Below are 25764 nucleotides of genomic sequence, written 5' to 3'. Positions count from 1 at the left end.
GTGCGCATGACCCGCCAGGAGAACGGCCGGCGCACCGCCGCGCCCGCCCGCGCGCCACGCCCGCGCACGCGCCCGACCGTCGGCTCCGCCTTCGACCCGCGGTCGAACAGCATCAACGCCCTGCGGCTCGGGCTGGCGGTCCTCGTCATCGTGTCGCACTCCTTCCCCCTCGGCGGCTACGGCGACGACCCCGGGTTCGGAGGCTCGACCCTCGGCGCCTGGGCGGTCGGCGGGTTCTTCGCCACCTCCGGCTTCCTGATCACCGCGAGCCGGCTGCGCTCGCGATCGCTGGTCGACTTCCTCTGGCGGCGCTTCCTCCGCATCTATCCCGCCTTCCTCGTCTCGCTCCTGGTCGTGGCGTTCGTCGCCGCACCGCTCGCGTCGCTCCTCCTCGGAGCCGGCGAGTACAGCGCGGCCGGGGCGGTGCGCTTCGTGGTCGCCAATGCGGCCCTCTACATCCGGGAGTACGGGATCGCGGGGATGCTCGGCTCCGTGCCCTACCCGGGCGCGTGGAACGGCTCGCTCTGGAGCCTGTTCTACGAGTTCGTCAGCTACGTCGTCATCGGCCTGCTCGTCTCCCTGGCGCCCGCGCGCTGGGTGCGGCCCCTCGTGGTCACGGGATTCGCGGGCCTCACCTTCGTCGCGGCGGTGCTCGCGACGGACCTCGTCCCGTTCCCGGCACCCCTCAACCAGACGGTGACGCTCGTCGGGTACTTCCTCGCCGGCGCGCTCGTGCACCTGTACCGCGACCGCCTCCCCCTGACGGGCGCACTCACCGCCGTCGCGGCCGTGCTGCTCGTCCTCGTGATCGCGACCGGCCTCTACCGCGTGCTCGCCGGCCTCCCCCTCGCCTATCTGATGGTCGCGCTCGGCGCCCGGCTCCCCCTGCGTCGAGTGGGCGCGACCCACGACGTCTCCTACGGGATGTACATCTACGCGTTCCCCGTGCAGCAGCTGCTCTCGCTGGCGATCGTCGGAGCCGGAGCCGCCGTGCCGCTCTGGGCGTACATCGCGCTCTCGGTCGCAGCGACCGTCCCCCTCGCGTGGGCGAGCTGGCTGCTGGTCGAGCGCCCCGCGATGCGGCTGAAGCGCCTCACCGCCCGGGCTCCCGTCGACGTCGAGGGCCACGTCCTGCGCTGAGGCGCCGAGCCGAGAGCCCGGAGCCGCGACCCTGCAGCCGTCCTCGCACAACGCGCCCGCCCGCAACCGTCCACGCCCGGTCGCGCCCCCGGAGCCGCCCGCCCGCAGCCCCCGCCGGTGCCCGCGAACGCCCCGGAGCCGCCCGCATCCGACGCGCCGCGTCAGCCGTCCCAGCCGCCGGGGAGGTCGCGGACCACCCGCCAGCGCGGGTCGAGCTGCGTCGCCGCCCCTCCGTTCCACGCGCGGCTGTGGAACCACGGCGCGATCACGTCGGCGCCGCCGTGCACGTGGTCGCCGAGATGAGCGCCCCAGTACGAGAAGGTCGAGTTCGTCAGCACGAGGCGGCGGGACGCGGCCAGCAGGGCGAGCTGCTGCGGCACCGGCGTCCCCGCCCCCGGGAAGCGCACCTCGAGGCCCTCGAGGACGCGGGCCAGCTTCACCCGGCACCAGTCGAGGTCGTCCGACACGATCAGGACGCTGCGCACGGGCTCCCGCTCGCGGGCCAGGGCGAGCGCCGCGTCGACGTACTCGACCACGTCGAAGGAGTAGCGGCCGCGGAAGGCCGGGACGCTGTAGTAGTCGCCGCGCCGGATGTTCACGGTGAGGTCCGCCTCCGGTCGCGCCGCCGCCACCAGAGCACTGAAGGGGCCGCCGGGCGGGAGCAGCATCGTCGCGACGAAGTCCGCCAGCTCGTCCGTCGTGAACTCCACGCCGAGCTCCTGGTGGACGCTCCCGAGCTCGCGGGGGCTGAAGAACGACATCTCCGCCGGGGGCACCACGAGCTCCTCGAGGACCCGCGGGAAGACCTCCGCCCACTCCGCGGTCCTCCGCGTCGCGCGCACCGCGGTCGGCACCCCGCGGCTCCGACGGGCGTGGGCCTGCAGCCAGAAGTAGGCGAGGTTCCCGACCCCGAACGACTCGCCGGGCAGCAGCACCGTCGTGCCCCGTCGGCGGAGGGGCGCCAGCAGCGTCGAGCGGACGTCGCCGAGCGTCACCACCGCGGGCCTCCCCCGCTCACGAGAGCTCTCCGAGCGCCACGAGCTGGGCGAAGCCGGGGTGCGCGGCCCGCACCTCCTCGAAGGTGCCGGCCCCCTCGATCCGGCCGCCGTCGAGGAAGAGCAGCCGGTCGGCGCCGCGCACGGTCGAGAGCCGGTGGGCGACCACGAGGACGGTCATGCTGCCGTGCAGCTCGGCGACGGCACGCGAGATCTCGTGCTCCGTGCGGTTGTCGAGCGCCGACGTCGCCTCGTCGAGGACGAGGACGGAGGGGCGCCGGTACAGCGCCCGGGCGAGGCCGAGCCGCTGGCGCTGGCCGCCGGAGAGGCGGACGCCGCGCTCGCCCACGCGGGTGTCCAGACCCTGCGGCAGCCCGCCGACGAACTCCTCGAGCTGCGCCGTCCGCAGCACCTCGCGCACGCGCTCGTGGTCGACCTCGGCCGCCGGCACCCCGAAGGCGACGTTCGCGGCGACCGTCGCGTCCAGGAGGAACACGTCCTGCGGCACCACGCCGAGCCCCGCGTACCAGGCCGCGGGGTCCTCGTCGATCGGCCGCCCGCCGCAGAGGATCCGGCCGCTCGTGGGCGGGAGCAGGCCGAGGACCAGGTCGAGGAGGGTGCTCTTGCCGGCGCCGCTGGATCCGACGAAGGCGGTCGTGGCGTTGCGCTGGATCACCAGGGAGACGTCCCGCACCACGTCCACGTCGGAGTCGGCGTAGCGGTAGGTGACGTGCTCGAGCGCGATGTCGCCGGAGTAGCGGCCGCCCGGCCCGGGCGTCTCGACGTGCGCCCCCTCGGAGGCGAGCTCCTCGGCCGCGTCGGAGACGATCCGCAGCCCCGCCTGCCCGCTGCGCACGATCGCGAAGGTGGCCGAGACGCGGTTGAGCGTCGGCAGGGCGCGGAGGGAGGCGGCCGCGAAGACGCCCAGGACGGAGAGCGCCTCGGCGCCGGAGCCGGTGGCGACGAGGATCCCCGAGACGCCTACGACGGCGACGACGAAGCCGATCTCGAGCAGGTACTTCGGCAGCTCCGAGACGAGCGAGAGGGAGCGCAGAGCCTGGGCGCTGCGGCGCTTGGCTCCGCTGAAGCCGGCGACCAGGCTCGCCGCGCTCGAGGTCAGGCGCGCCTCGCGGAACCCGTCGAGCGAGGGGAGCAGGAACTGCCACGACTCCAGCGCCGCCTCCGCCATCTCCTCGCCGATCCGGCCCTGCCGCCGCCGCAGGAGGGCCTGGACGCCGCCGAGCAGCACCGCGAAGAAGACGGCCGCGAACAGGGTCGCGACCGGCGAGGCGACCAGCAGGATCGCCACGATCGCGACGAGCACCAGCAGGTCGGAGGCGATGCCGATCACGCCGAGGAGCACGCCGGCCGCCTGCGCGCTGGCGTCGTTGATGGTCCGGTACACCTCGGCGAGGCGCCGGGAGCGGTGGACGGCGTAGGGCGCGAGGACGTACCGCCGGAGCAGCTCCGTCGCAGCGTCGGCCGAGATCCGCGTGGTGCGGCCGAGCAGCCACCACCGGAAGACGATCGTCCCGGCGCTCTTGAGCACGAAGACGACCGCGACGAAGCCGGCGATGATCGGGAGGAGGGTCTGGACGTCGGTCGAGCCGAGGACGCCGGAGAGGACGCCGAGCGCGCCCGTGGTGGTGTCGGTCCCGGTGAGCAGCGCCATGAGCGGCACCATCGCGGCGACGCCCAGGGTGTCGAGGACCGCGAGCGCGAGGGAGCCCGCGACGGCGGCGGTGATCCAGCCCGGAGAGGCGGCGCCGGCCAGCGAGAGGAGGGTGCGCAGTCCCGGTCGCAGGGACCCGCCGCTCACGCCGCCACCCCCTCGTACACGGCGGCGATCCCGCCGCACATGGCGGCGACGTCCCGCACGGCGCGAGGAGCCGCGGCCCTCGACGCCTGCCGCTCCAGCGCCGCGGCCACCGCCTCCGGGTCGTCGGCGTCGACCAGCGAGTCCCGCTCGACGATCTCGGGGTTCCCGCCCACCGCGGAGGCGACCACGCCGATCCCGCGGGCGGCCGCGTCGAGCAGCGTGTAGGAGCAGTTCTCCCAGACCGAGAGCTGGGCGACGACGTCCGCCGCGGCGAGCGCCGCCTCCGGATCGGCGAAGCCGGGGAACGACACGGCGTCGCCGAGGCCGAGCCGCTCGGCCCGGGCGCGCAGGGCGCCGTCGAGCGGCCCCTCGCCGGCGACGGTCAGCGTGGCGCCGGGGACGCGTCGGCGCAGCACCGCGAAGGCCTCGAGCAGCGCGTCGAGGCGCTTCTCCGGCGCCAGGCGCGCGAGCGAGAGGACCCGGAGGGAGCCCGGCTCCCCCGGCTCGCGGTCGCGGGGCGCGGCGTCGACTCCGTTGAGCACGACCTGCACCGGCAGGCTCGGCCGCCACTTCTCGATCATGGTGCGGCGGGTGGCCTCCGAGACGGCGATCGCGCCGTCGAAGGACCGCAGCCGCGCGTGGTGCGCCGCCGCGGTCGTCCGCGCCCGCAGGGCGGTGCGGTGGTAGACGTCGGGCCCGGCGATGCCGTGCTCCGTCGTGACGCGGTGGACCCCGCGGGGCAGCGGGGTCGCCGCGGTCACGAGGTCGGCGTGGGCGAGGTGGGAGTGGACGATCGCCGGGCGGAGAGCCGCCGCGGTCGCGCGCAGGGTCGCCACGGAGGCGGCGACGCCGGCGGAGACTCCGAAGCGCCCGGTCGTCACGGCCGAGCCCTGCTCCCGGAGCCGCTCGGCGAGTGCTCCCTCCGGGCAGAGCACGACGAGCCGGTGGCCGGGGATCCCGTGCCGGGCGGCGTCGAGGACGTGGCGGGCCACCCCGCCGAACTCGCCGACCGGCACCGCCCAGAGCGCGAGCGGGGTCACAGCCACTCCTCCAGCCGCTCGAGCGCGGTCCAGAAGCCCTCGCCGCTGTTGACGTGCCCCTGCCAGATCTCGGGGATGAACGGCACCCCGGGCGCCAGCTCGTCGAGCGACGCCGCGAAGTCCGGCCAGTCGATCTCGCCCTCGCCGATCTGCACCCCCTCGCCGTCGACACCCGTCGCGTCGACGAGGTGCAGGTGCGCGCTGAGCGGAGCGAGCAGCGTCACCGCCTCCGAGAAGGCGAGCCCGAGGTGGTTCGCTGCGAGCTTGGTGTGCGAGGCGTCGAGGCAGAGCGGCGTGCCGGTCGCGGCCGCGAACTCCGCGGTGTCGCGCGGGTCCACGAAGAGGTTGTGGAACTGCTGCCCGCCCATGAGCCACGGGTAGGGCGGGAGGGTCTGCGCCAGCACGCGGACGCCGCTCGCGTCGATCCGCTCGAGGGCGTCGGCGACGCGCTCGTAGAGGGGAGCGCGCTGATCCGGAGCCACGTGCGCGTGCCGGGTGAAGCCGCCCATCGTGACGACCATCATCGGGTCCTCCTCCTGGCGGAACCAGCGCGCGAGGCTCCGGGTGGTCTCGACGGTGCGCTGCACCTCCGCGATCGAGCGCTCCCACACGTCGTCGTCGAAGGAGGCGAGGTCGACGAGGAAGTCGCCCGCGAACAGGTCCGGCAGGTGGGTGGTGAAGCCGGAGTCGAGGCGGCGGGTGAACACGTCGTCCGGCTCGATCTCCAGGTCGCGGTACGAGAAGTGGAACTCGAGGAAGTCGGCGTTCGACTCCGCGGCGAGCGCCGCGTGGTCGTGGTACCGCACCGGCAGGCCCCAGGGGCGGCGGAACCGGAACGGCCGGCCGGACGGCGTGCTCTCGCGCAGGTCGCCGGCGAAGAAGAACCCGCCCTCCTCGACGTCGCGGTGGAGCGCGCGGCCGAGCAGCTGCGGCAGCTCGTTGGGCTGGAGGCCCCGGCCGGGGCTGCGGACGACGACGTCGGCGGCGCGCACCACGTCCCCGATCGAGAGGTCGCGGGAGGCGACCAGCGACTTCGCGAGCGAGACGCGGTTCATCGACTCCCCCGTCGAGACCGATCGGGCGTCGCGCGTGCCGAGCGAGTCCTCGATGTCGCGGATCTCGCCGACCATGCGGCGGAACTCGTCCGGGAGCAGGGACACCGTGTGGTCGTTGCCCTCCATCCCCCGGTCGACCGTGAAGTGCTTCTCGACGATGCGGGCCCCGCGGGCGACGGCGGCGACGGGGACGTGCCAGCCCCGCTCGTGGCCGGAGTAGCCGACGACGCCGCCGCCGATCTCGGCGAGCCGGTCGAGGTAGGCGAGGTTGAGGTCGCGGTAGGGCGCCGGGTACGTCGACTGGGTGTGCAGCAGGGCGAAGGAGGTGCCGAGCGAGCGCAGCAGCGCGACCGACTCGAGGATCTCGGACTCGCGGGACATCCCGGTGCTGAGCAGCAGGGGCAGCCCCCGGGTGCCGGCGTCCTCGATCAGGCCGTGGTTGGTGAGGTCCGCCGAGGCGATCTTGAGACCCGGGATCCCGTAGTCGACGAGCGCCTGCACGCTCGGGGCGTCCCACGGGGTGCAGAGGACGTCGATCCCGGCCTCGGCCGCGTGGTCGAAGACCCGGAGGAGCGGCTCGGCGGGCAGCGAGAAGCGGCGCAGGAGGTCGATCGTGTACTGGGCGCCGAGGTCCTCCCCCGCGGTGGCCCCGCCGGCGCGCCGGTAGAGGGAGTCGAGGTCGCGCAGCTGGAACTTCACCGCGTCGGCGCCCGCCTCGACCGCGAGGTCGACCAGCCGCCGCGCCAGATCGACCGATCCGTTGTGGTTGTTGCCGATCTCCGCGATCAGGAAGGCCGCGTGGCCGTCGCCCACCTCGTGGCGGCCGATCCGCAGCGCCCGGTCGCCCTCGACCGCGATCGCGACGAGGTGCCCGCGGTCGTCGACGAGCGGGAGGTGGCTGATCCCGTCGCGGCCGAGCTGGGCGGCGATCGCGGTGGCCGGCTCGTCCGCTCCCGCCGTGCGGACGGCGGTGTTCGCGACGGCGAGGGCCGGGACGTCGAGGGAGGCCGTCGGGTTCGCGATGATCCAGCGGCGGAAGTCGCCGTCGGACACCGACCCGCGGAGGATCCCGTGCCCGTCGACGCAGAAGACGATCCGCTGCTTGTTCGCGTTGATCTTGGCCAGCGCGGTGAGCACCGGGTCCTCGGCGAAGACGATGAACGGGGCGAGGTGCCGGTCGATGATCATGCGCCGCCTCCCGCCGACAGGCTGAGGAGGGTCTGCTCGACCACCGCGAGGTCCGCCTCGGTGTCGATGTCCCCGCCCTCCGCCTCGTCCATGACGAACAGGCCGACCCGGCCGCCGATCCGGTTGCGCTCGCGCTCGTAGACCTCGGTGCGGGTGAGGTAGAGGGACCCGGTCTCGCGGTAGAAGAAGTCGGCCTCGGCGAGGTCCTGGCGCCGCGGCCGGGCCGTGACGTCGTACTGCGGCACGGCGGCCCCCTCCTGCAGCCGCCAGAGGAACGGCGTCTGCGGGACGACGCCCACCAGCGAGTCGACCCCCGTCGAGGCGAACTGCTCGAGCGCGCGGGCGAGGGTGCCCGGGAGCCGGATCGGCGAGGTCGCCTGGAGCAGCATCACCGCGTCCGGGCGGCGGCCCAGCGCGGCCCGGTGCTCGATCGCGTGGAGCACGACGGGCTCGGTCGCCGTCTCGTCGCGCGCCAGCTCGGCGGGCCGGAGGAACGGCACGTCCGCTCCCGCCCCCTCCGCGATCGCGGCCAGCTCGGGGTCGTCGGTCGACACGAGCACGTCGAGACCGGCGGCGAGCGCCTGCTCGATGCTCCAGACCACCAGAGGGCGGCCCGCGACGGGGCGGGCGTTCTTGCGCGGGACGCCCTTCGAGCCCCCGCGCACGGGGATGACGCAGAGAACGGTCACGGGGTGCCTCCTTCGGCGATGGCGAGCGCCCGGCGGGCGACGGCGACGGCCGGCTCGACGGACGGGACGGGCGGAGCCGCGGTCGGCGTCTCCCCGCCCCAGCGCGCGAGCCGGTACCGGCTCCAGAACTCGAGCACCCAGGCGGGCGGGTCCTCGCAGACGACCCACGCGGGGATCCCGGCGGCCGCGGCCTCCAGGACCCCGGTCGAGAAGATCGAGGCGACCGGCCGGGCCTGCGCGGCGAGGTCGCCGCCGCGGAGCACCCGGATGCCGCGGCGCTCCCACCGCGCGTGCTGCCAGCGCGAGCGGCGGTCGACCTCGGCGGGGTGGGGGCGGTAGTCGGCGCCCGCCTCGCGGCAGAAGCGGGAGGCGGTGGCCGCGGCCGTCCGCCGGGGCAGCTCCGCGCCGTGCAGCTGGCCGAGGAACAGGGGCCGCTCCTCGAGCCGCTCGGGGCGCGGGCGGCGCGACGCGGTCCAGAGCAGCTGGCTGCCGACGACCTCGGTCTCCACGTCGCTGCGGCCGGAGGTCCAGAAGGCCGCGTCCTCCTCCGAGAACGCCAGCAGCGTCGCTCCGGGCGGGAGCGGCGGGGCGGAGGGGGTGAGCAGCCCGTGCTGCACGACCAGGAAGCGGGCGCCGAGGATCCCGGACCAGCGGTGGGCGGCCGCTCCCGCCGCGAGGAAGTGTCCGGTGGCGATCACGGCGCGGAGGCTCCGCAGCTCGGCGGGCGGGTCCGCCTCCGGGTCGACCGGGTGCGCCCTCCAGCGGCCCGGCAGCAGCCCGGACAGCGCGTCGCCGGCTCCGGAGGGAGCGAGGACCGCCGCGGGAGCCCCGCCGAGAGGAGCGAGCGAGGCCGCGGTCGAAGCGAGGGCGCTCGCCGTCGACGCCTCCACCGCGAGCAGGACCGCAGGCCGGTCGCCGCGCACGTGCAGCACCAGGCGGGTCGGCTCGGAGCGCCGCAGCGCCGCCCGGGCGGTGCGCAGCGGGTCGCGGCCGCGCTGCCAGCGGCGCCAGGCCTCCAGGTCGGTCGGGTGCGTCAGCGCCACAGTGCCCTCACCTCCCGCATCCGGTGCACGAAGGTGTGCTCGGCGCCGGTGCGTCGCGCGCCCGCCTCGCGGATGCGCCGCGCCCAGGAGGGGTCCGCGCCCGCCCGCCGCACGTGCTCGACGAGCTGGTCGCGCTCCTCGAAGACGAGCACCTCTTTGCCCACCTCGTAGAACTCCGCCACCTCGGGCCGGTCGATCAGGGTCAGCGCCCCGACGCCCGGGGCCTCGAAGGCGCGCATCGAGAGTCCGCCGTGGCCCGCGCCGTGCAGAGCCAGGGTCGCGGTCGAGCCGGCCATCACTCCGTAGTAGCCCGCCCGCGGGACGTCGCGGCGGGCGGGGACGCCGGCCGAGCGCCAGCGGCCGGTGCGCGCCACGTCCCAGGGGTGCCGCGACCACTGCCGCCCGTACGCCTCGACCGCGACACCGCCGGCCGCGAGCTCCCGCAGCACGCGCTCGCGCTCGGGGTAGCGGGCGCCGACGAAGGTCACCGCGGAGGAGGGGCGGGGGCGGAAGGAGAGGAGGGAGTCGAAGGCGTCGGGCAGGTGCCCGGCCGGCACTCCCGCGCGGGCGAGCTCGGCGACGTCGGCGGTGGAGTAGCTGACGATCGACACCGCCTCCCCGGCGAGGGAGCGCAGACGGTCGACGGGGTGCCCCATGTTGCGGAGCTCGTCGTAGAGCCAGAGCACCACGGGGACGCCGGCGCGGCCGATCTCCTCCCACCAGGCGTCGCCGAGGGAGTCGCCCTTCACCACGAGGACGGCCCGGGGCCGGACGGCGCGCAGCGCCGCGATCGCGCGGTCGGTCTCGGCGCGCATCGACGAGCGCCGGAGCCTGCCCCCGGGGAGCCGGTGGCCGAGGGCGTCGCGCACGTGGGCCAGCCCGGTCGCGGCGTCGTAGCGGTGGACGACCACGTCGTCGCCCAGGTGGGCCAGCGCCGACTCGAGCGCCTCCCAGTAGCCGTGGAAGACCGGGCTCACCACGAGCACGGGCCCGCTCACCGGGACGCCGCCTCGGCGGCGGCGACGAGCCGGAGCTCGCGCCGGAGGACGGCCAGCGGGCGCACGTCGCTGCCGGCGGCGGCGCGCACCGCGTTGGCGGCGAGGTTCACGGCGGAGGCGGCGCGCAGGGCCGCGGCGAGGGCGGCGGGGCGCCCGCCCCACTTGCGGGCGTAGCGCAGGCGCGAGGCGACCAGCCAGATCAGCCGGCGCGCGGGGTCGGAGGAGCCGCCTCCCGTGTGCTCGGCGACGACGGAGCCGGCGAAGACCGAGGGCACGCCGCGCTCGCGCAGCCGGCGCTGGAGGTCGACCTCCTCGCAGTTCATGTGGAAGGACTCGTCGAACCCGCCGACCGCGCGGAACTCGGCCACCGGCAGCAGCATCACGGCGCCCACCACCCAGTCCACCGGCACCGTCGCGCCCGGGGTGCACCGGGTGTCGTGGCCGACGGCCGCGTGCAGCCGCGGTCGCCAGCGCGCGAGCGGAGTGAGCCACTCCACGACGTAGTGGTGCGGCCGCGGGAAGCGCCGGCCGACCCACTGCCGCTCCCCGCCCGCGTCGACGAGGTCCGGAGCGACGACCGCGGGCAGCCACGGCCGTCCCGCCTCGAGCAGGTCGCGGAGGAAGGAGGGCCCGACGACGAGGTCGCTGTTGAGCACCAGGAGCAGCGGGTGGCGCGCCCGGGCGGCGCCCGTGTTCACCGCGGCGCCGAAGCCGCCGTTCCGCTCGCGCCGCACGACCTCCACTCCGTCGGTCCCGGCCGGGAACGGGATAGGGGAGGCGTCGTCGACGACGACGATCTCGAGGGCGGAGGGCGACTCCTGGCTGCGGAGCCGCTCGACGAGGGCGAGCGCGGGCGCGGGGTCGCCGTAGTGCGGGATCACGACGCTCACCCCCTCGGCGGTCACCTCGCGACCGTCTCGGCGGCGCGGTCCCGGCGGAGCGAGCGGCGGGTGCTCCGGACGGTGGCGGCAGGGGGCTCCGCGCCGACGGGCAGAGCGCCGAGAGCGGGGAGGATCACCCGGAGCAGGGCGTCGATGTCCTCGACGGCCGCCGCGGCGACGTCCGGTCCGCGCCCGAACGGGTCGGCGAAGTCGTCCTCGGCTCCGTAGGGGGCGGTGTCGTCGGCGAGCAGCCGCAGGAGCGGGACGCCGGGGGCGGCTCCCGCCAGCCGCGCCGCCCGGCGGACCGTGGTGGTGCGGCGCGCGGCGGCCGGGAAGTGGCGGGTGACCCACTCCCGCTGGCCCGCCTCGAACACGAGCACGGGGTCGGTGCCGGCGAGCATCCGGCCGTCGGCCTGGCGCGCGCGGTGCCCGGCCGTGGAGAGCCCGCGGGCCCGCAGCGCATCGCTGAGCTCGGGGTCGAGCCCGCGGCCGGCCTCCGCGTGCGTTCCCGCGCTCTCGACCCGCCAGTCGGAGCCGGCGCCGAGCAGGCGCGCCGCGATCAGCTCGGCCGAGGGCGACCGGGCCACGTTCGCATGGCAGAGCAGGAGCAGGCGCCCGCTCATCGAGCCGCCCGGCGGGACGTCTGCGGAGGCAGGGCCCGCGACTCCACCGGGGCGAGCTCGGACCGGCGCGGTGCCGTCGCCGCGCGCTTGCGCCCCGTCGCCGGCTGCGGCTCGGCGTAGTACGCGTTCTTGCGGTCGTAGTAGTAGTACCCGGTGTCGCCGTCGCGGGCGGTGACCATGTTGAGCACGGTGCCGAGCACGCGGGCGCGGACCTGCTGGACGATCCGCCGGGCGGCGACGACCTCGGGCCGGCGCGTCTGGTTCGAGGCGACGACGAAGACGACGCCGTCGACGACGGTCGCGACGATGGAGGCGTCGGTGACGGGCAGCACGGGCGGCGCGTCGATGATGACGAAGTAGTCCTTCGAGAGGCGCGCGACCAGGGCGCGCATCGCCTCGGAGCCGAGCATCTCGGAGGGGTTGGGCGGGATGTGCCCGGCCGGGAGGGCGTAGAGGCCCGCGGTGCCGGTGGGGCGGATCGCGTCGTCCACGGGGATCTGGTGGCTGAGGACCTCGCTGAGGCCGATGGCGCCGTCGATGTCCAGCATCCGCGCCACGGAGGGCCGGCGGAGGTCCGCGTCGACCAGGAGGGTGCGCTGCCCGGACTCCGCGGTGACGCGGGCCAGTCCGGCGGCGATCGTGGACTTGCCCTCGGCCTGGTTGGCGCTGGTGATCACGACGCTGCGCGTCTCCTCGTCGACGCTGGAGAAGCGCAGGCCCGTCCGGAGCGAGCGGAACGCCTCCGCGGTGAGCGCGTCGGTGCCGCGGCGGCCGCCGGTCCGGCCCGGGCGTCCGGCCTTGGGGATGCGGCCGAGGACGCCGACGCCGAAGAGCTCGGTGAGGTCGTCGACGGTCCGCACGCGGATGTCGAGGGCCCGGCGGAGGAAGGCGAGACCGAAGCCGAGCACGAGCCCGCCCAGGGCGCCGAGCAGGATGTTCCGCACCCAGTCGGGGCTCGTCGGGGCGGCGGGCGGCTCCGCGTTCTCGAGCGGGACGACGGTGATCTGCGGTGTGCGGTCCGCGGTGGACTGCGTCTCGATGTCGGTGATGACGGCCGCCAGCGCCGCGAGCGCCCCGTTGGCCAGTGCTGCGGCGTTCTGCGCGGTCCCGGCCTCGGCGGTGACCTCGATCAGGGTGCTGCCCGGAGCGACCCTCGCGGTGAGGCGGCCGCTCAGGGCCTCTCCGCCGGGGTTCGCCTCCGGGTCGGCCTCGATCCGCTCGGAGACGGCGCTGCTCGAGATCAGCGGCAGGTAGGCGTTCGCCCGGGTCACCGCGGTCTGCGACCCGCTGATCGCATCGGCCGAGCTGCCGTCGCTCGCGGCGATCACGAATCCGGCCGAGCTCGACTCGTAGACCTTCGGAGTGAGGAACGAGAAGGCGGCCATCGCCAGGGCTCCGACGAGCACGGCGACCACGAGGGTCCGCCAGTTCCGCCGGATGAATGCGATGAGATCGACGACAGTCACTGCGCACCTTTCTGCGTGCCGCGCATGCGCCGCACGACGATGCTGAGGTGTCGGTCACGCTAGCAATGCGGAGCGCCTTTCCCTAGGCGGTCCCCGACCCCTCGGAAGGCCCTTTCTGCGAGGATGACGACATGTCCGCGCCAGGGGGAGAGATCGTCGTCGAGAGGCGTTACCCGCTCGTTCACGCGGCCTTTCCGATAGCACATTCCGCCCGGATACTCGATGCCGTCCTGATGGGCCTCCTGGTCTACCGGCTCCCCACCCCCTTCCTCCCGGGGAGCGTCCCGCTGGCCCAGACGGCGCTGGCCGCCCTGGTCCTCGTCAGCCTCTTCCGGCGTCCGACCCGCCGTCTCGGACGGGCCGCCTGGTACCCGTGGCTGTGCCTCGCACTGCTCGCCTTCGTCCTCGCCGGCTCGTCCTTCGACGGCCTCGACGCCCTGCGCCGGGCGGCGAACATCGCGCTCGTCATGCTCACCGCGGGCTTCCTCGCGAGCGGGCGGATCGACGTGGTCTCGGGGCTCAAAGGACTCGCCGCGGCCCTGTCGCTGAACGCCGTGCTGTTCGTCGCGGGACTCGCCCCGGACAGCTACCAGGGCGCCCTGACCGGCTTCCTCCAGGACAAGAACGTGGCCGGTCTCGTCTACGGAGCGGCGGCGCTGCTGGTCTCGGCGCTCAGCTCACGGCTGTGGCTGCGGATCGGCGTGCTCGCGCTCGGAGCCGGCGCGGTCGTCGCCACCGACTCCCGCACGTCGATGGCGGCCTACGCCTGCGCGCTCGTGTGGCTCATCGCGGCGCCGCATCTGCGCCTGCTCTTCCGCGCGCTCCTCGGCGGCGGCCTCGTCCTGCTGTTCCTCTGGGCCGAGCGGAACCTGGCGACGGCGGGCGACTACGGGGTGGAGCGGGCAGGCTCCGACGCCCTGCGCGCCCGCATCCTCGACGCCTCGGTCGACAAGGTGGCGCTCTCGCCGTGGACCGGCTCCGGGCTCGGCGAGGCGACGGCGCGGGTCGACGGGATCGACTGGTTCTTCCACAACTCCTACCTGGCGCTGATGGCCGAGGGCGGCGTCGTGCTGCTCGTCGGCGTCATCGGCACCGTGCTCGTGGCCGGCTTCGCGACCACGGCCGCCGGGGCCGGGAGCCGCCCGGGGCACGCGGTCGGCGCGGCGAGCATCCTGGTGCTGCTGTGTGCGACGCAGCTGGGCGAGGTGTTCTTCGCCCCGATCTCGTTCGTCGTGATCGGCGCGGGTCTCGCTCTGCTCGCGGAGCAGTCCGCCCGCGCCCGCGCTCTGCCGCCGGAGTAGCGCATCCCGCGCCCGCCCGATCCGGCGCGGATCCGCGGGTCCGGGGCGCGGAGGTCCCGGTCGGCGGGCGCTTCCCGGTGGGGCGGAGGTCGCCCGGTGCGGCCCCGGCCGACCGCCGCTCAGACGCGGCCGCGCTCGCGGACCGCGTCGCGGAGGATGGCGCGCACGCCCGCCCACATGTGCCGCGCGTTCAGCTCGGCCAGCACCCGCTCCCGGCCCGCGCGGGCGACCTCGGCCCGCTTCCCGTCGTCGCTCAGCACCGCCTCCAGCACCGCCGCGATCCCCGCCGGGTCGTGCAGGGGCAGCGCGAAGGCCGTCTCGCCGTCGCGGATGTAGCCGGTCATCGCGGCGCTCGCGGTGACCGCCGTGCAGGTCCCGCAGCCGGAGGCCTCCAGCAGGACGCTCTGGCCCGTCGGGTAGGCGAGGTCGTGGCTGGTGACGACGACGAGCTCGGCGTCGCGCAGGTTGTCGCGGTGCCGATCGACCGGGACGGGATCGTGCAGGACGACGTTGGCCGGCAGCGCCCGGGACGGCCGCCGCGCAGGAGTGGTCACGACGTCGAACCGCCGGTGCGGCAGGCGCTCGGCGGCGGCGACCAGCGAGTCGAAGTCGCGCCCGCGGTCGACCCCGACGGCGAGCACCTCGAACCGCTTCGGACGCGGAGGAACGGGCCGGTAGTAGTCGGAGTCGACCCCGAAGAGGACCGGTGCGATCCGCCGCTCGTCGACGCCGTGGCGGGCGAAGACCTCGCGCTGGTTCTCGCTGAGCACGACGAGCCGGTCCACGCCCTGGAGCAGCCGGACCACCTGTCGGCGCCGCTCCGGCGAGCCGGTGAGCAGCTCCTCCGCCCACCAGCAGGAGAGGACCACGAGCGGCGTGCGGCCGTACGGCCCGAGCCGCGCGCGCCGGAGCAGGGCGGGGAGGCCCGCCTCCGGCTCGAGCACGCAGAGCACCGCGTCGGCCGAGCGGACCGCCCGGAGCGCGCGCAGCTGCGTGTCCACGTTCAGCCCCGTGCGGTGCTCCACGACGTCGCGGAGCTTCACGTGCGCGGGCCGAGACGCGTGACCGGGGACGAGGAGCCGCGTCGAGTCGTCCCGGAGGAGGTCGGCCCGGTACGGCAGCCTCCCGCGGGCGAAGGGCTCACCCGGAGCCAGGCGCAGTGTCGGGTGCTTGAGGAACAGTCCGAGCACTCTGAGGACTTCCGGTTCGGGGGTCATCGTCGTCCTTTCCGGAGGGAGGAGGAGAGGCTCGCCGCGGCATTCTCCGGAAACGGATCGATCGCGTGGCGGGAGGATCAGGAATCACCGGAGAGGACCATTCGCGCCAGAAGTCCGTCGATAGCCGACTTCCCGGAGGACGGCGAGTAGGAATCGGTCCAGCGGGCACGATCACTCTCCCGCGACTCCGATAGTCCTCTCTTCTTCCGGGCTCTGATCAGCTCGGCCAGAGCCCGCGGATCGCCGGCTCGGAACGTGGCGCCGATCGACGGGCCGACGACCTCGGGGAGCGCACCGGCATCGCTCACGACCACGGGGACGCCGGCCGACATCGCCTCCGTCACGACCAGGCCGAACGACTCCGGCTGCACCGACGGCACCACCAGGAGGTCGATCCGCGAGAAGAGGTCGCCGGGCTCGATCCACCCCGGCCGGTCCACCAGAGCGGCGACCGGGGCGAGGGCCGCCTCCACCTCGCGACGCTCCCGCTCCGCCACGAACCGGGGCTCGCCCGCCAGCACCAGGCGATACGCGCCCGGTTCCCCGGCCTCCAGCAGCGCCAGCGCCTCGGTGAGGACCCGCACCCCCTTCGCGAGCGAGGGACGCCCGAGGAAGCCGAGGACGGTCGTCCCGTCCTCCCGCGGCCGCGCCTCCGGCAGGTCGACGCGGCGGCTCCAGTTCGGCAGCACGGTCGACCCGGGGACGACCCCCGCCAGGTAGCGGGAGGGGACGAGGGTCGCCAGGGCGCCGCGGCGGGCGACGGGCGCGAGCACCCGCTGCAGGCCGGACGGGCGCTGGTGCAGGTGCACGATCCGCCGCGGACGCCCTGCCGTCGCCACGGCCGGCACCAGCCCGTTGCACCACAGCACGCCCTCGCGGGAGGAGGCGTCCCAGCGCCGCAACGCGCGCATCCAGGCGGGTCTGCCCGCGGCCTCGAGCTCGACGACCCGGTGGCCGGCGGCGAGGGCGGCGGCGACGAGCGCACGCGGCTCCGAGGGGCCGACGACCACGACAGGCACCTCGAGCGCCTCGAGCGCCTCCGCGATGCTCAGCAGCATCACCTCGCCGCCGCCGATGTCGCCGTTGTTGGTCGCGAGCGCCACCGGAGGCCGCCCGGCGCCGCCCGCTCCCCCGTGGATCATCCGCCGCCCCGCCCGCCTCCGTGCGGCGCCCCCGCGGCCCGCGCGCCCATCCTCACCGAGACGAGCGCCCGGCTCCACCGGGCCCGGCCGGGCTCCGCGGGCCGCGGGAGCGCTGGAATACTGACCGGATGGAGCTCGTGGGCGTTCTCTGGGCCGACGAGGCCGTGCCGCTCGTGTCGGCGTTCGTCCACCGGCGGGCCGACGCGGCGGGCCTGCGCGCACTCGTGCTCAAGGGCCCGACCGCCGCCGCCGACCGGCTCCGGCCGCCCCGCACCTCCGGCGACGTCGACCTCCTGGTCGCCCCCGACGACCTGCCCCGGATCCTGGCCCTCCTGGCCGCCGACGGCTGGACCGAGCGGCCCTGGCCGGACGGCCCGACGCTCGCGGCCAAGCACTCGCGCTCCTACCGGCACGCCGCCTGGCCGGTCGACATCGACGTGCACTGGCGCTGGCCGGGCTTCCTCGTGCCGCCGCGCGACGCCTTCGAGGCGCTGTGGAGCCGGCACCGGATCGTGGAGCTGGCCGGCCGTCCGGTGGCGACCGCGAGCGTCGCCGACTCGGCGCTCGTGCTGGCGCTGCACGCGCTCCGCGACGCCTGGCAGATCACGGACCCGCGCCTCACGCGGCCCTCCGACTACGACCTGCTCGTCGAGGCGGTGGGCGCCCGCGCGGAGCTGCACGCTCCGCTCCGGGCGGCGGCGGAGGAGCTCGGCGCCGTCCAGACCGCGCAGCCCTTCCTCGACGCGCTCGGCATCCGCGCGCGCGCCGGGGAGGTGCCCGCGGCCGAGCTGCGGGCGTGGCGGATCAACGCGAGCTCGCCCCACGCCTCCGCGGGGGTGGGTGCAGGCCGTGCGCGCGGCCGGCTGGCGGCAGCGGCCGCTGCCTCGCCCGCGCCGTCTTCCCCGCCCCCACGCCCTGCGCGCCGCCGACCCGCCATCGGCCCGCGCCGGATCGACGTGGCGGCCGGCTGGTGGCGGCGGCTGCGCCGCGGCGCCCGCACGGCTCCGCTCGCGTGGGACCACCTCCGACGGACGGACAGGACCTGACATGACCCGCCGGCTGATCCGCGCCCCCTTCGGGCTCGGCGTGCGCTTCACCTTCGACGACACCGTCCCCGACCGCTTCGTGACGGAGGTGGAGGAGTCGTGGAACGACGTGGACGACGACGCCGATCGCCCGGGATCCGAATACCGGGTGTCGCTGACCGAGCCGGTCGGGGAGCCCGGAGTGATCGCGCAGCCGACCGAGGAGGCCCTCGCCGAGCACATCGGCGCCGCGCTCACCCTCGCGGCGGCCGACGCCTGCGAGGGCCGGCTGCTCAGCGTGCACGCCTCCGCGGTCGCCCTGCCCGACGGCCGCGTCGTCGCGTTCGCCGGGCGGCCCGGTGCCGGGAAGTCGACCCTCGTGAGCCTCGCCGCTCGGCGGTACGGGTACGTGACCGACGAGACGGTCGCCGTCCGCCGCGACGGGCGGGTGCTGCCGTTCCGGAAGCCCGTCGCCCTCCTCGACGGCGGCGACTGGAAGCGGTACCGCTCCCCCGCCGCGATGGGCCTGCAGCCGCTGCCGGACGCTCCGCTGCGCCTGGCCGCCCTGCTCCTGATCGCCCGCGACCCGTCCGGCCCGGCGGAGCCCCGGCTCGAGCCGATCGCCTTCGACGAGGCGCTCTCGGCGCTGCTGCCCGAGCTGAGCCACTTCGCACGGCTGCCCGCGGCGCTGCACCACCTCGCCGGGCTGCTCGATTCCGTCGGCGGGGCGCGGGTGCTCCGCTACCGCGAGGCGGAGACGGTGCTGCCCCTCCTCGAGCGGATCGGGGAGCCGTCGCCGGTCGTCGCCGATGCACCAGAGGCCGATCCTGCGGCGCCCGGCCCGGGCCTGCTCGCGCGCGCCGCTGGCGTCGAGTGGGTCGAGCGCGACGGAGTGGTCAGCTGCCTCCTCGACGAGCGGGTCGAGACGCTGACCGGGATCGGCCCGGTGCTGTGGCGCGTTCTCGGGACGCCCGCGACGGTCGACGCGCTGACCGGGGCCGTCGTCGCCGAGCACGGCGCCCCGCCCGCGGGCGACCCCCGGGCGCACGTCGAGGCCGTGCTCGACGCGATGGTCGAGCACGGCCTCGTGGTCCACGGCGCCTGACGGCGCCGAGCGCGCGGCTAGCCCGTGCGGACGTTCGGCCCGACGGAGCCGCGGGCGATGAACAGGTCGAGCAGGTTCACGAGCCCCACCGCGCGGATGTAGAGCGCCGCGACGTCGTAGCGGCCGACGGGGAGCGCCTCGAGGGCGGCGGGCCCGGTCGGGTTGGTCGAGCGGTTCTGCGCGTTGACGTCGATCTGGATGACGTTCGTCAGAGCCGTGAAGACCGGGGTGAGGACCGCGTTCTGCAGCGTCGTGAGCAGCGGCGGGAGGGTGACGGTGAGCAGGGTGGTCACCAGCGCCTGGACGCCCAGACCGACGACACCCGCACTGACCAGCGGGACGCCGTTCACCCGGATGGCGGCCCCGAGCCGGGTCGTCAGGGTGGAGAGGAGCGCGGCGGTGAAGTTCCCCACCGCCGTGCCCGGCACCTGCAGGGCGTTGTCGACGAAGAGGGTCGAGTTCGGCGGGAGGCCGTTGACGTAGGGCGAGGTCGCGCCCTGGCCCGGTGCTCCGCCGAGCAGCGAGAAGAGATCGACCGTGATGGTCGCGGGGTTCGTCGACAGCTGCGCCTGGATCGGCTGCGTGCCGCCGGGGATGCTGCCGCCGAGGACCGACGTGGTGTCGACCGTGACCGTCAGCCCGAGGCCCGAGAGGTTCACCACGGCACCGAGCAGCGTATTGAGCGCCGTCGTGATCGCGGTCAGCGTCGGCGAGGTCAGCACCAGGTCCAGGCGGCCGACCTGGTAGTCGCGCTGCAGGTTGTCCGACCCGGGCACGCAGGCCGACTGGAGGGACGCGCGACCGGTCAGGGCACCGATCCGCAGGGTCAGGTCCGTCACGTTGGTGAGCAGAGCGGCCACTCCGGCGCCGCCGGACGCCGCGAGGATCGCCCGGAGGTTCACCGTCCCGAAGTCGGGGAAGCTCCCCGCCGTCGAGTCGAGCGCCAGCTGGCCCGCGTCCGTGATCGCGCCGGAGGCGCCGCGGACGGTGCCGTTCGTGTTCGCCGACGCGTACTGGTTGAGAGTGCCGACGCCGGCGGGAGCCGCCAGCGTGAGGAGGGAGGAGAGCGTGCCGGTCAGCCCGGTCGCGTTCACGGCGATCGTGTTCAGCACCGTGGCGTTGACGCCGCCGGTCACGACGGCCGGGTTGCCCTGGTCGGGAGCGATCGCCGTCACGCCCGAGACGCCGGCCACGGTGTCGAGGTTCACGCCGCCGAGGAAGCCGCTGAGGAGGCGTCCGCGGGCGACCGCCTGGAAGACCGTCCCCACCGGGAAGCAGCTGATCGAGACGGCGGAGGCGGACTGCGCCAGCATCACCGCGGGCACCGACCAGACCGCTCCGGCCACGACCGTCCGCCGTGCGAAGACGCCCGCAGAATTCGCGCTCTTCTTCTCGCTCTTATCGCTGATATCGCTGGATGCGAGCGGATTAGACTCCGACATTGGCGGCCCTCCGGTGCTGTCGCTCGACGTACACCCCTTGGCGCGTCGGCGGCAAACATAGCGAGAGAGGCGTCGCGATAAGAGGCGCTGGCGGATTTCTACTCGCACTGGCGGTGATCAGCGGAGAGGACGCGGAGAAGATGGCAGAGGACCCCCGGCTCCTTCTCTGGCGGCGCCGCCCGGACACGGCCTCCGTCGATCTGAACGGTCGCGTCCTGGTGCTCCCGCTGGACGTCTCCCCGATGGGCAGCCCCTACGCGCTGCGCGAGAGCGTGGCCGCGACCTGGCGGGCGCTCGACGACGAGCCGCAGGACTTCTCCGGCCTGGCCGACCGGCTCGCCCGCCTCCACGCCACCGATCCCGGCGCCATCGCCGACGACCTGGCGCGCGTGCTGAGCGGGCTGGAGGAGCTGCTCCTGGTCGAGAGCAGCCCGCGCGGCGAGGAGTCCCCATGAGCGTCGCGAGCGTCGTCGTCCCCAGCTACGCGGGGGCGGCCCGCCTGCCCCGCCTCCTCGCCGCCCTCGCGGCTCAGACCCACCGCGATCTCGACGTGGTCGTGGTCCTCGACGGCGTCGTCGACGCCAGCGAGCACGCCCTCGACGCCTCCCCCGTGCCTGTGCGCCGCGTCGTGCTCCCCGAGAACCGGGGGCGCTCCGCCGCGCTCACGGCCGGCTTCGATGCCGCGCGGGGCGACGTGCTGATCCGCTGCGACGACGACCTCGAGCCCGGCCCGGGCTGGGCCGCCGCGCACGTCGGGGCCCACCGGGACGCGGTCGTCGGCGTCGTCGGCCTCTGCCCCGACGTCGACCCGGGCACCGCCTACTCCCGCGCCTACGGCCGGCCCGCCGGCGAGCGCTTCCGCCGCGGCGCCTACGCGGCGGGCCCCGACGCCTCCTGGCGCTACTGGGGCGGCAACGTCTCGGTGACGCGGGCGACCTACGACCGGGTCGGCGGCTACAGCACCGACTACCGCGAGTACGGCTGGGAGGACGTCGACTGGGGCTACCGGCTGCACCGCCTGGGAGTGCCGGTGCGGATCGAGCCCGGCGCGGAGGCCCTGCACCACGGCGCCTCCGTCTCGGCGGCGGTCCGCAGCCGGCGCGCGTTCCTCTCGGGGGCGGCCCGCCGCACCTTCGAGCGGCTGCACCCCGAGCAGGTGCGGGAGGCGGTGCCCGCAGCCGGCGCGTGGGACGCAGCCGTGCGACTCCTGGCCCGCGGCGGGAGCGAGCGGCGGACGGCACTGGTCGCGGGATTCGCGGACGCCGCGCTCGGAGTGGTGCCCCGCCCGGTCGGCGAGAAGCTGGTCGCGCTCGCCGTCGAGTCCGCGGCGATCGCGGGCTACGACCGCGGCAGAGGGCGCCCCGCGCACGGGTGACGGCGGCGCGGATCGACGGATCCGCGGGCCCGGCAGCGGCGCCGACGCCGTGCGGGAGCCGATCTAAGCTCCCCCGCATGCGAGTCCTTCTGGTGGGCGGAGCGGGCTACATCGGGAGCCACACCGCCGTCGCGCTCCTCGAGAGCGGCCACGAGGCGCTGGTCGTGGACGACCTCTCGCACGCGAGCGAGCGGACCCTCGACGCGGTGGAGGAGCTGACCGGCTCAGTGGTCCCCCGCCTGATCGCCGACGCGCGCGACACGGCCGCGCTGACCCGCTTCCTCGCCGCCCACGGACCGGTCGACGCCCTGGTCCTGCTCGCCGGGCTCAAGTCGGTCGGCGACTCGGTGCGGCGGCCCCTCGAGTACTGGACGGTCAACGTCGGGCTCGCCACCGCGGCGTTCTCGGTCGCGGCGGAGAGGGGGATCCGCACCGTCGTCTTCTCGAGCTCGGCGGCCGTCTACAGCCCGGGCTGCGTGATGCCGGTCGGGGAGGACTCCCCCGCCGGACTGAGCGCGGCGAGCCCCTACGGCGCGACCAAGCGCGTCATCGAGGAGATCCTCGGCGACGCCGCGCGCGCCGATCCCCTCCTGCGCGCGGTCAGCCTCCGCTACTTCAATCCCATCGGCGCGCACCCGTCGGGGCGGATCGGCGAGGATCCGGCCACGGCGCCGGGGAGCCTCCTGCCCGTGCTGACGCGGGCCGCGGGCGACCCCTCCCGGTGCGTCGACGTCCTCGGCGACGACTACCCGACCCCCGACGGCACGGGGCTGCGCGACTACATCCACGTCTGCGATCTCGCGGCCGGGCACGTCGCGGCGCTCGAGCGCGCGCGGCCCGGGCACCGGGTCTACAACCTCGGCACGGGCTCGCCGACGAGCGTCCTCGAGCTGATCGACGAGGTCGAGCGGGCGAGCGGGGAGACGGTCCGGTGGCGGGCCGTGGGGCGCCGGCCGGGCGACCTCGCCGCGAGCTGGGCCGACCCGGCGCGCGCCGAGCGGGAGCTGGGCTGGCGGGCGGTGCGCACCGTCCGCGAGGGCGTCCGCGACCAGTGGCGGTGGCAGACCCTGCAGCGCATCGGCGTCTCCTGATCCTTTCGGCAAGGCGTCACTGAAAGAGTGACTTCTTCTTCTCCGCGGCTCTTCTCCATCGTTGTGATCTCCAAGGGAATAGCGCCTCCGCGACGCACTCCAGACGATCCTCGCCATTCCGCTCGCGGCTTATCCGGATTATCGGACTCTCCTTTCCCCGTCGTTCTGCGACGACTCGTACTCGCCTTTCGATTCCTTCTCCACGAGCCGGTTAGCTTCTACTGCACTGCTGATCGGTCACCGACGACGGATAAGCATTCGGAGCCGCTCCCGTCTCCGGATGGCCGCCCGATCCTCACCGCACGCCCGGGGGAAGGGGCCCATCATCACTGCCGTCATCGACGCGACCACCCGTTCCCGATCCGTCCCGCCGGTCGGTCCCGGCCTGATCGTGCACGAGTGGGTCGAGCGCCGCGGAGGCGCCGAGCGCGTGCTCGAGGCGATGACCGAGGCCTTCGCCGACGCCGACGTCCGCGTCCTCTGGAGCGACTGCGCCGAGGTCGTCGGCAGGCCCGTCTCGGAGTCCTGGCTGGCGCGCACGCCGCTGCGCCGCCACAAGGTCCTCGCTCTGCCGGCGATGCTGCCCACGTGGAGGCTCCCGGTCGGCGCCTCCCGCGAGTGGGTGCTGGTCAGCTCGCACCTCTTCGCCCACCACGTCCGCACCAGCGGGCCGACCCGCAAGCTCGTCTACGCGCACACGCCGGCCCGCTACATCTGGGAGCCCGACCGCGACGGCCGCGGCAGCAGCCTCGCCGCCCGCACCGCGAGCCTGCTCCTCAAGCCGATCGACCGCCTCCGCGCCGCCGAGGCCTCCTCCATCGCCGTGAACAGCCTCTTCACCGGGCAGCGGGTGCGCGACGCGTGGCACCAGCCGTCGCGGGTCATCTACCCGCCGGTGAACACCGAGCTGCTCTCGACGATCACCGACTGGCGCTCCCCGCTCGACGACGACGAGCTGCGCCTCCTCGACTCGCTCGCCCGGCCGTTCATCCTGGGCGCCTCGCGGTTCGTCCCCTACAAGCGCCTCGAGAAGGTCATGGACGCCGGAGCCCGCACCGGGCTGCCGGTCGTCATCGCCGGGCACGGCCCCTGGGAGGCGCGGCTCCGCGCCTACGCCGAGGAGATCCGGGCCGACGTGACCTTCGTCATCTCGCCCTCCGACCAGCTGATCCGCGCGCTCTACGCGCAGGCGCTCGTGTACGTCTTCCCCGCGGTCGAGGACTTCGGGATCATGCCCGTCGAGGCGATGGCCTGCGGGACGCCGGTCATCGGGACCGACATCGGCGGAGTGCGCGAGAGCGTGTCCCTCGCCGGCGGGGGCGTCATCGCCGACCTCGAGGGCGATCCGGACTGGAGCGACCTGCTGCGCCGTGCGCTCGCGCTCGACGTCGACGCCTTCCGGGCTCGCACCCGGGTCTTCTCGCGCCGGCGCTTCATCGCCGAGATCCAGGACTGGGTCGCCGAGCAGACCGCCTGACGACGGCGCTCCCCGCCGTGGGAGGCCGTCCGTGCGCGCGTCACCGTGCGTGCGGACGACGCTCCCGCGGAGGGATCAGAACAGGCCGCGCGGGGGCTCGATCGAGGCGAGGACGCCGGGGGCGGCGATCACGCTGAGGCGGCCGACCTCCTCCGGGGTCAGCTCGGGCAGGCGCTGCGCGAGGTCGAGGAAGCGCTCGATCTCGGACTCCTCGAGCACGTCGGCGGCGAGCGTGCGGAACTTCGACACGTACTGCTCGCGGCTGAACGGGTGCGCGCCCAGCGGGTGCGCGTCCGCCACCGCGATCTCGTCGACGACCGTCGTGCCATCCGTCATCAGGATCTCGACGCGCGCGCCGAACGCCTTCTCGCTCGGATCGGTGGAGTGGTAGCGGCGCGTCCACTCCGCGTCCTCCTGCGTGGTGACCCGGTGCCAGAGCGCGATGGTGTCGGCGCGGGCGGCCCGCTCGGGGGCGTAGCTGTGCACGTGGTGCCAGGCGCCGTCCTGCAGCGCCACCGTGAAGATGTACGGCACGGAGTGGTCCAGCGTCTCGCGGGACGCGGCCGGGTCGTACTTCTGCGGGTCGTTCGCGCCCGAGCCGATCACGAAGTGCGTGTGGTGCGAGGTGTGCAGGACGATCCGCTCGACGCGCTCGGGGTCGGCGGCCTCGGGGTGCGTCCGGTGCAGGCGGCGCGCGAGGTCGATCAGCGCCTGCGCCTGGTACTCGGCCGAGTGCTCCTTCGTGTACGTGTCGAGGATCGCGCGCTTGGCCTCGCCGCGGTCGGGCAGCGGGACGTCGTAGCTCGCGTCGGCGCCGTCGAGCATCCAGGCGATGACGCCGTCCTCGCCCTCGTAGATCGGCGACGGGCTGGTCTCGCCGCGCATAGCCCGGTCGACCGCCTCGATCGCCATCTTGCCCGCGAAGGCCGGCGCGTACGCCTTCCAGCTCGAGATCTCGCCCTTGCGCGACTGCCGCGTGGCGGTCGTCGTGTGCAGGGCCTGCGCGACGGCCTGCTCGATCGTCGCGACGTCGAGGCCGAGCAGCGTGCCGATCCCGGCGGCGGCCGAGGGGCCGAGGTGCGCGACGTGGTCGATCTTGTGCCGGTGCAGACTGATCGCGCGCACCAGGTCGACCTGGACCTCGTAGCCGGTGACGATGCCGCGGACGAGCTGCGCCCCGCCGATGCCCGCGTGCTGGGCGACGGCGATCAGCGGAGGGATGTTGTCGCCCGGGTGCGAGTACTCGGCCGCCAGGAACGTGTCGTGGTAGTCGAGCTCGCGCACGGCGACTCCGTTGGCCCAGGCCGCCCACTCGGGCGAGACCCGGCGGGCCGGGTCGACGCCGAGGACGACCGAGCCCTGGCCGCCGATGGAGGCGGGGTGCGCGAGAGCCTGCGCGCGGGCGGCGACGACCGGGCGGCGCAGGAGCGACGCGGTGGCGACGGCGGCGTTGTCGATGACCCGGTTGACCACCATCTCGGCGACCTCGTCGTCGATCTCGACCGGATCGGCGGCGACCTCGGCGAGCGCGTGGGCGAGCTGCCCGTGTCGCGGGAGCTCCTCGTCGCTGCGGTGGACGCGGACGTGGTGTTCGTGCACGGGCGGCTCCTTCGTCTCTCCCCCAGGCTATCGCCCGCCTCCGGCCCGGGCCG

22 protein-coding genes are annotated in these 25764 nt (G+C 75.0%); 8 read left to right on the top strand and 14 right to left on the bottom strand.

Going from position 1 to position 25764, the window contains the following annotated elements; translation table 11 throughout:
• Positions 1-6: 6 nt before the first annotated feature.
• Positions 7-1140 carry an acyltransferase gene (locus GTU71_RS15085; protein WP_159940850.1) on the top strand — a complete coding sequence of 378 codons (1134 nt, stop codon included), beginning with the start codon at positions 7-9 and terminating at the stop codon, positions 1138-1140.
• A 161-nt stretch (positions 1141-1301) separates the two neighbouring features.
• Here GTU71_RS15085 and GTU71_RS15080 read toward each other — a convergent pair whose 3' ends face one another.
• The 10 genes from GTU71_RS15080 to GTU71_RS15035 are packed head-to-tail and all read right to left on the bottom strand — an operon-like array spanning position 1302 to position 12937.
• Positions 1302-2138, bottom strand: coding sequence for an alpha-1,2-fucosyltransferase (locus tag GTU71_RS15080; protein ID WP_159940848.1), 837 nt, complete (start codon positions 2136-2138; stop codon positions 1302-1304).
• Between the two features lie 16 nt (positions 2139-2154).
• Positions 2155-3954: an ABC transporter ATP-binding protein gene (locus GTU71_RS15075; RefSeq protein ID WP_159940846.1), complete on the bottom strand. Its 1800-nt coding sequence runs from the start codon at positions 3952-3954 to the stop codon at positions 2155-2157.
• Positions 3951-4994, bottom strand: coding sequence for a glycosyltransferase family 4 protein (locus GTU71_RS15070; protein WP_159940844.1), 1044 nt, complete (start codon positions 4992-4994; stop codon positions 3951-3953). The genes GTU71_RS15075 and GTU71_RS15070 overlap by 4 nt, the downstream gene beginning before the upstream one ends.
• On the bottom strand, positions 4991-7237 hold the full coding sequence (locus tag GTU71_RS15065; protein ID WP_159940842.1) for an N-acetylneuraminate synthase family protein: 2247 nt from the start codon (positions 7235-7237) through the stop codon (positions 4991-4993). Before GTU71_RS15065 ends, GTU71_RS15070 begins: the two co-directional genes overlap by 4 nt.
• Entirely contained in the window at positions 7234-7926 is a 693-nt protein-coding gene (locus GTU71_RS15060; RefSeq protein ID WP_104329399.1) for an acylneuraminate cytidylyltransferase family protein, read from the bottom strand. The genes GTU71_RS15065 and GTU71_RS15060 overlap by 4 nt, the downstream gene beginning before the upstream one ends.
• Positions 7923-8969, bottom strand: a complete 1047-nt coding sequence (locus GTU71_RS15055) for a hypothetical protein (RefSeq protein ID WP_159940840.1) — start codon at positions 8967-8969, stop codon at positions 7923-7925. Before GTU71_RS15055 ends, GTU71_RS15060 begins: the two co-directional genes overlap by 4 nt.
• A complete protein-coding gene (locus GTU71_RS15050) occupies positions 8960-9967 on the bottom strand; it encodes a glycosyltransferase (protein ID WP_159940838.1) in 1008 nt (335 codons plus the stop codon). Before GTU71_RS15050 ends, GTU71_RS15055 begins: the two co-directional genes overlap by 10 nt.
• Positions 9964-10872, bottom strand: coding sequence for a glycosyltransferase family 2 protein (locus GTU71_RS15045; protein WP_159940836.1), 909 nt, complete (start codon positions 10870-10872; stop codon positions 9964-9966). The genes GTU71_RS15050 and GTU71_RS15045 overlap by 4 nt, the downstream gene beginning before the upstream one ends.
• A complete protein-coding gene (locus GTU71_RS15040) occupies positions 10869-11471 on the bottom strand; it encodes a hypothetical protein (RefSeq protein ID WP_104227202.1) in 603 nt (200 codons plus the stop codon). Before GTU71_RS15040 ends, GTU71_RS15045 begins: the two co-directional genes overlap by 4 nt.
• Positions 11468-12937, bottom strand: a complete 1470-nt coding sequence (locus GTU71_RS15035; protein ID WP_159940834.1) for a polysaccharide biosynthesis tyrosine autokinase — start codon at positions 12935-12937, stop codon at positions 11468-11470. Before GTU71_RS15035 ends, GTU71_RS15040 begins: the two co-directional genes overlap by 4 nt.
• Before the next feature lie 233 nt (positions 12938-13170).
• On the opposite strand from GTU71_RS15035, the gene GTU71_RS15030 reads away from it, so the two are divergent.
• On the top strand, positions 13171-14238 hold the full coding sequence (locus tag GTU71_RS15030) for an O-antigen ligase family protein (protein ID WP_159940832.1): 1068 nt from the start codon (positions 13171-13173) through the stop codon (positions 14236-14238).
• A gap of 119 nt (positions 14239-14357) precedes the next feature.
• On the opposite strand, the gene GTU71_RS15025 is transcribed toward GTU71_RS15030, so the two are convergent.
• Both GTU71_RS15025 and GTU71_RS15020 read right to left on the bottom strand, forming a co-directional pair.
• Positions 14358-15455: a glycosyltransferase family 4 protein gene (locus tag GTU71_RS15025; protein ID WP_159940830.1), complete on the bottom strand. Its 1098-nt coding sequence runs from the start codon at positions 15453-15455 to the stop codon at positions 14358-14360.
• Between the two features lie 77 nt (positions 15456-15532).
• A complete protein-coding gene (locus GTU71_RS15020; protein ID WP_159940828.1) occupies positions 15533-16597 on the bottom strand; it encodes a glycosyltransferase family 4 protein in 1065 nt (354 codons plus the stop codon).
• A gap of 128 nt (positions 16598-16725) precedes the next feature.
• On the opposite strand from GTU71_RS15020, the gene GTU71_RS15015 reads away from it, so the two are divergent.
• Positions 16726-17643: a nucleotidyltransferase family protein gene (locus GTU71_RS15015; protein WP_159940826.1), complete on the top strand. Its 918-nt coding sequence runs from the start codon at positions 16726-16728 to the stop codon at positions 17641-17643.
• A 1-nt stretch (position 17644) separates the two neighbouring features.
• A complete protein-coding gene (locus tag GTU71_RS15010; RefSeq protein WP_159940824.1) occupies positions 17645-18727 on the top strand; it encodes a PqqD family protein in 1083 nt (360 codons plus the stop codon).
• Between the two features lie 17 nt (positions 18728-18744).
• Here GTU71_RS15010 and GTU71_RS15005 read toward each other — a convergent pair whose 3' ends face one another.
• On the bottom strand, positions 18745-20169 hold the full coding sequence (locus GTU71_RS15005; protein WP_159940822.1) for a choice-of-anchor G family protein: 1425 nt from the start codon (positions 20167-20169) through the stop codon (positions 18745-18747).
• Positions 20170-20309: 140 nt separating this feature from the next.
• Between GTU71_RS15005 and GTU71_RS15000 the strand changes: the two genes are divergently transcribed.
• The 4 genes from GTU71_RS15000 to GTU71_RS14985 all read left to right on the top strand — a co-directional run bounded on the left by GTU71_RS15000 (position 20310) and on the right by GTU71_RS14985 (position 24112).
• Positions 20310-20624, top strand: coding sequence for a hypothetical protein (locus GTU71_RS15000; RefSeq protein ID WP_159940820.1), 315 nt, complete (start codon positions 20310-20312; stop codon positions 20622-20624).
• Positions 20621-21544, top strand: coding sequence for a glycosyltransferase (locus GTU71_RS14995; RefSeq protein ID WP_159940818.1), 924 nt, complete (start codon positions 20621-20623; stop codon positions 21542-21544). The genes GTU71_RS15000 and GTU71_RS14995 overlap by 4 nt, the downstream gene beginning before the upstream one ends.
• Positions 21545-21621: 77 nt before the next feature.
• Positions 21622-22635 (top strand): UDP-glucose 4-epimerase GalE, encoded by a 1014-nt coding sequence (galE, locus tag GTU71_RS14990; protein ID WP_159940816.1) that lies wholly within the window; start codon positions 21622-21624, stop codon positions 22633-22635.
• A 280-nt stretch (positions 22636-22915) separates the two neighbouring features.
• The gene (locus GTU71_RS14985) at positions 22916-24112 is read left to right on the top strand and encodes a glycosyltransferase (protein WP_104224527.1); all 1197 of its coding nucleotides are present in this window, start codon (positions 22916-22918) and stop codon (positions 24110-24112) included.
• 75 nt (positions 24113-24187) lie between these two features.
• On the opposite strand, the gene GTU71_RS14980 is transcribed toward GTU71_RS14985, so the two are convergent.
• Complete coding sequence (locus tag GTU71_RS14980; RefSeq protein ID WP_159940814.1) at positions 24188-25711, bottom strand: MmgE/PrpD family protein; 1524 nt, start codon at positions 25709-25711, stop codon at positions 24188-24190.
• Positions 25712-25764: the final 53 nt, after the last annotated feature.

The sequence above is a fragment of the Rathayibacter sp. VKM Ac-2762 genome, from assembly GCF_009866585.1.
Lineage (GTDB): Bacteria > Actinomycetota > Actinomycetes > Actinomycetales > Microbacteriaceae > Rathayibacter.
This window is presented reverse-complemented; position numbering and strand designations above follow the sequence as displayed.

Coding starts and splice junctions, on each gene's coding strand:
- GTU71_RS15085 (WP_159940850.1), top strand. CDS start 7: ATGACCCGCCAGGAGAACGGCCGGCGCACCGCCGCGCCCGCCCGCGCG.
- GTU71_RS15065 (WP_159940842.1), bottom strand. CDS start 7,237: ATGATCATCGACCGGCACCTCGCCCCGTTCATCGTCTTCGCCGAGGAC.
- GTU71_RS15040 (WP_104227202.1), bottom strand. CDS start 11,471: ATGAGCGGGCGCCTGCTCCTGCTCTGCCATGCGAACGTGGCCCGGTCG.
- GTU71_RS15030 (WP_159940832.1), top strand. CDS start 13,171: ATGGGCCTCCTGGTCTACCGGCTCCCCACCCCCTTCCTCCCGGGGAGC.
- GTU71_RS15025 (WP_159940830.1), bottom strand. CDS start 15,455: ATGACCCCCGAACCGGAAGTCCTCAGAGTGCTCGGACTGTTCCTCAAG.
- GTU71_RS15020 (WP_159940828.1), bottom strand. CDS start 16,597: ATGATCCACGGGGGAGCGGGCGGCGCCGGGCGGCCTCCGGTGGCGCTC.
- GTU71_RS15015 (WP_159940826.1), top strand. CDS start 16,726: ATGGAGCTCGTGGGCGTTCTCTGGGCCGACGAGGCCGTGCCGCTCGTG.
- GTU71_RS15010 (WP_159940824.1), top strand. CDS start 17,645: ATGACCCGCCGGCTGATCCGCGCCCCCTTCGGGCTCGGCGTGCGCTTC.
- GTU71_RS15005 (WP_159940822.1), bottom strand. CDS start 20,169: ATGTCGGAGTCTAATCCGCTCGCATCCAGCGATATCAGCGATAAGAGC.
- GTU71_RS15000 (WP_159940820.1), top strand. CDS start 20,310: ATGGCAGAGGACCCCCGGCTCCTTCTCTGGCGGCGCCGCCCGGACACG.
- GTU71_RS14995 (WP_159940818.1), top strand. CDS start 20,621: ATGAGCGTCGCGAGCGTCGTCGTCCCCAGCTACGCGGGGGCGGCCCGC.
- galE (WP_159940816.1), top strand. CDS start 21,622: ATGCGAGTCCTTCTGGTGGGCGGAGCGGGCTACATCGGGAGCCACACC.
- GTU71_RS14985 (WP_104224527.1), top strand. CDS start 22,916: ATGGCCGCCCGATCCTCACCGCACGCCCGGGGGAAGGGGCCCATCATC.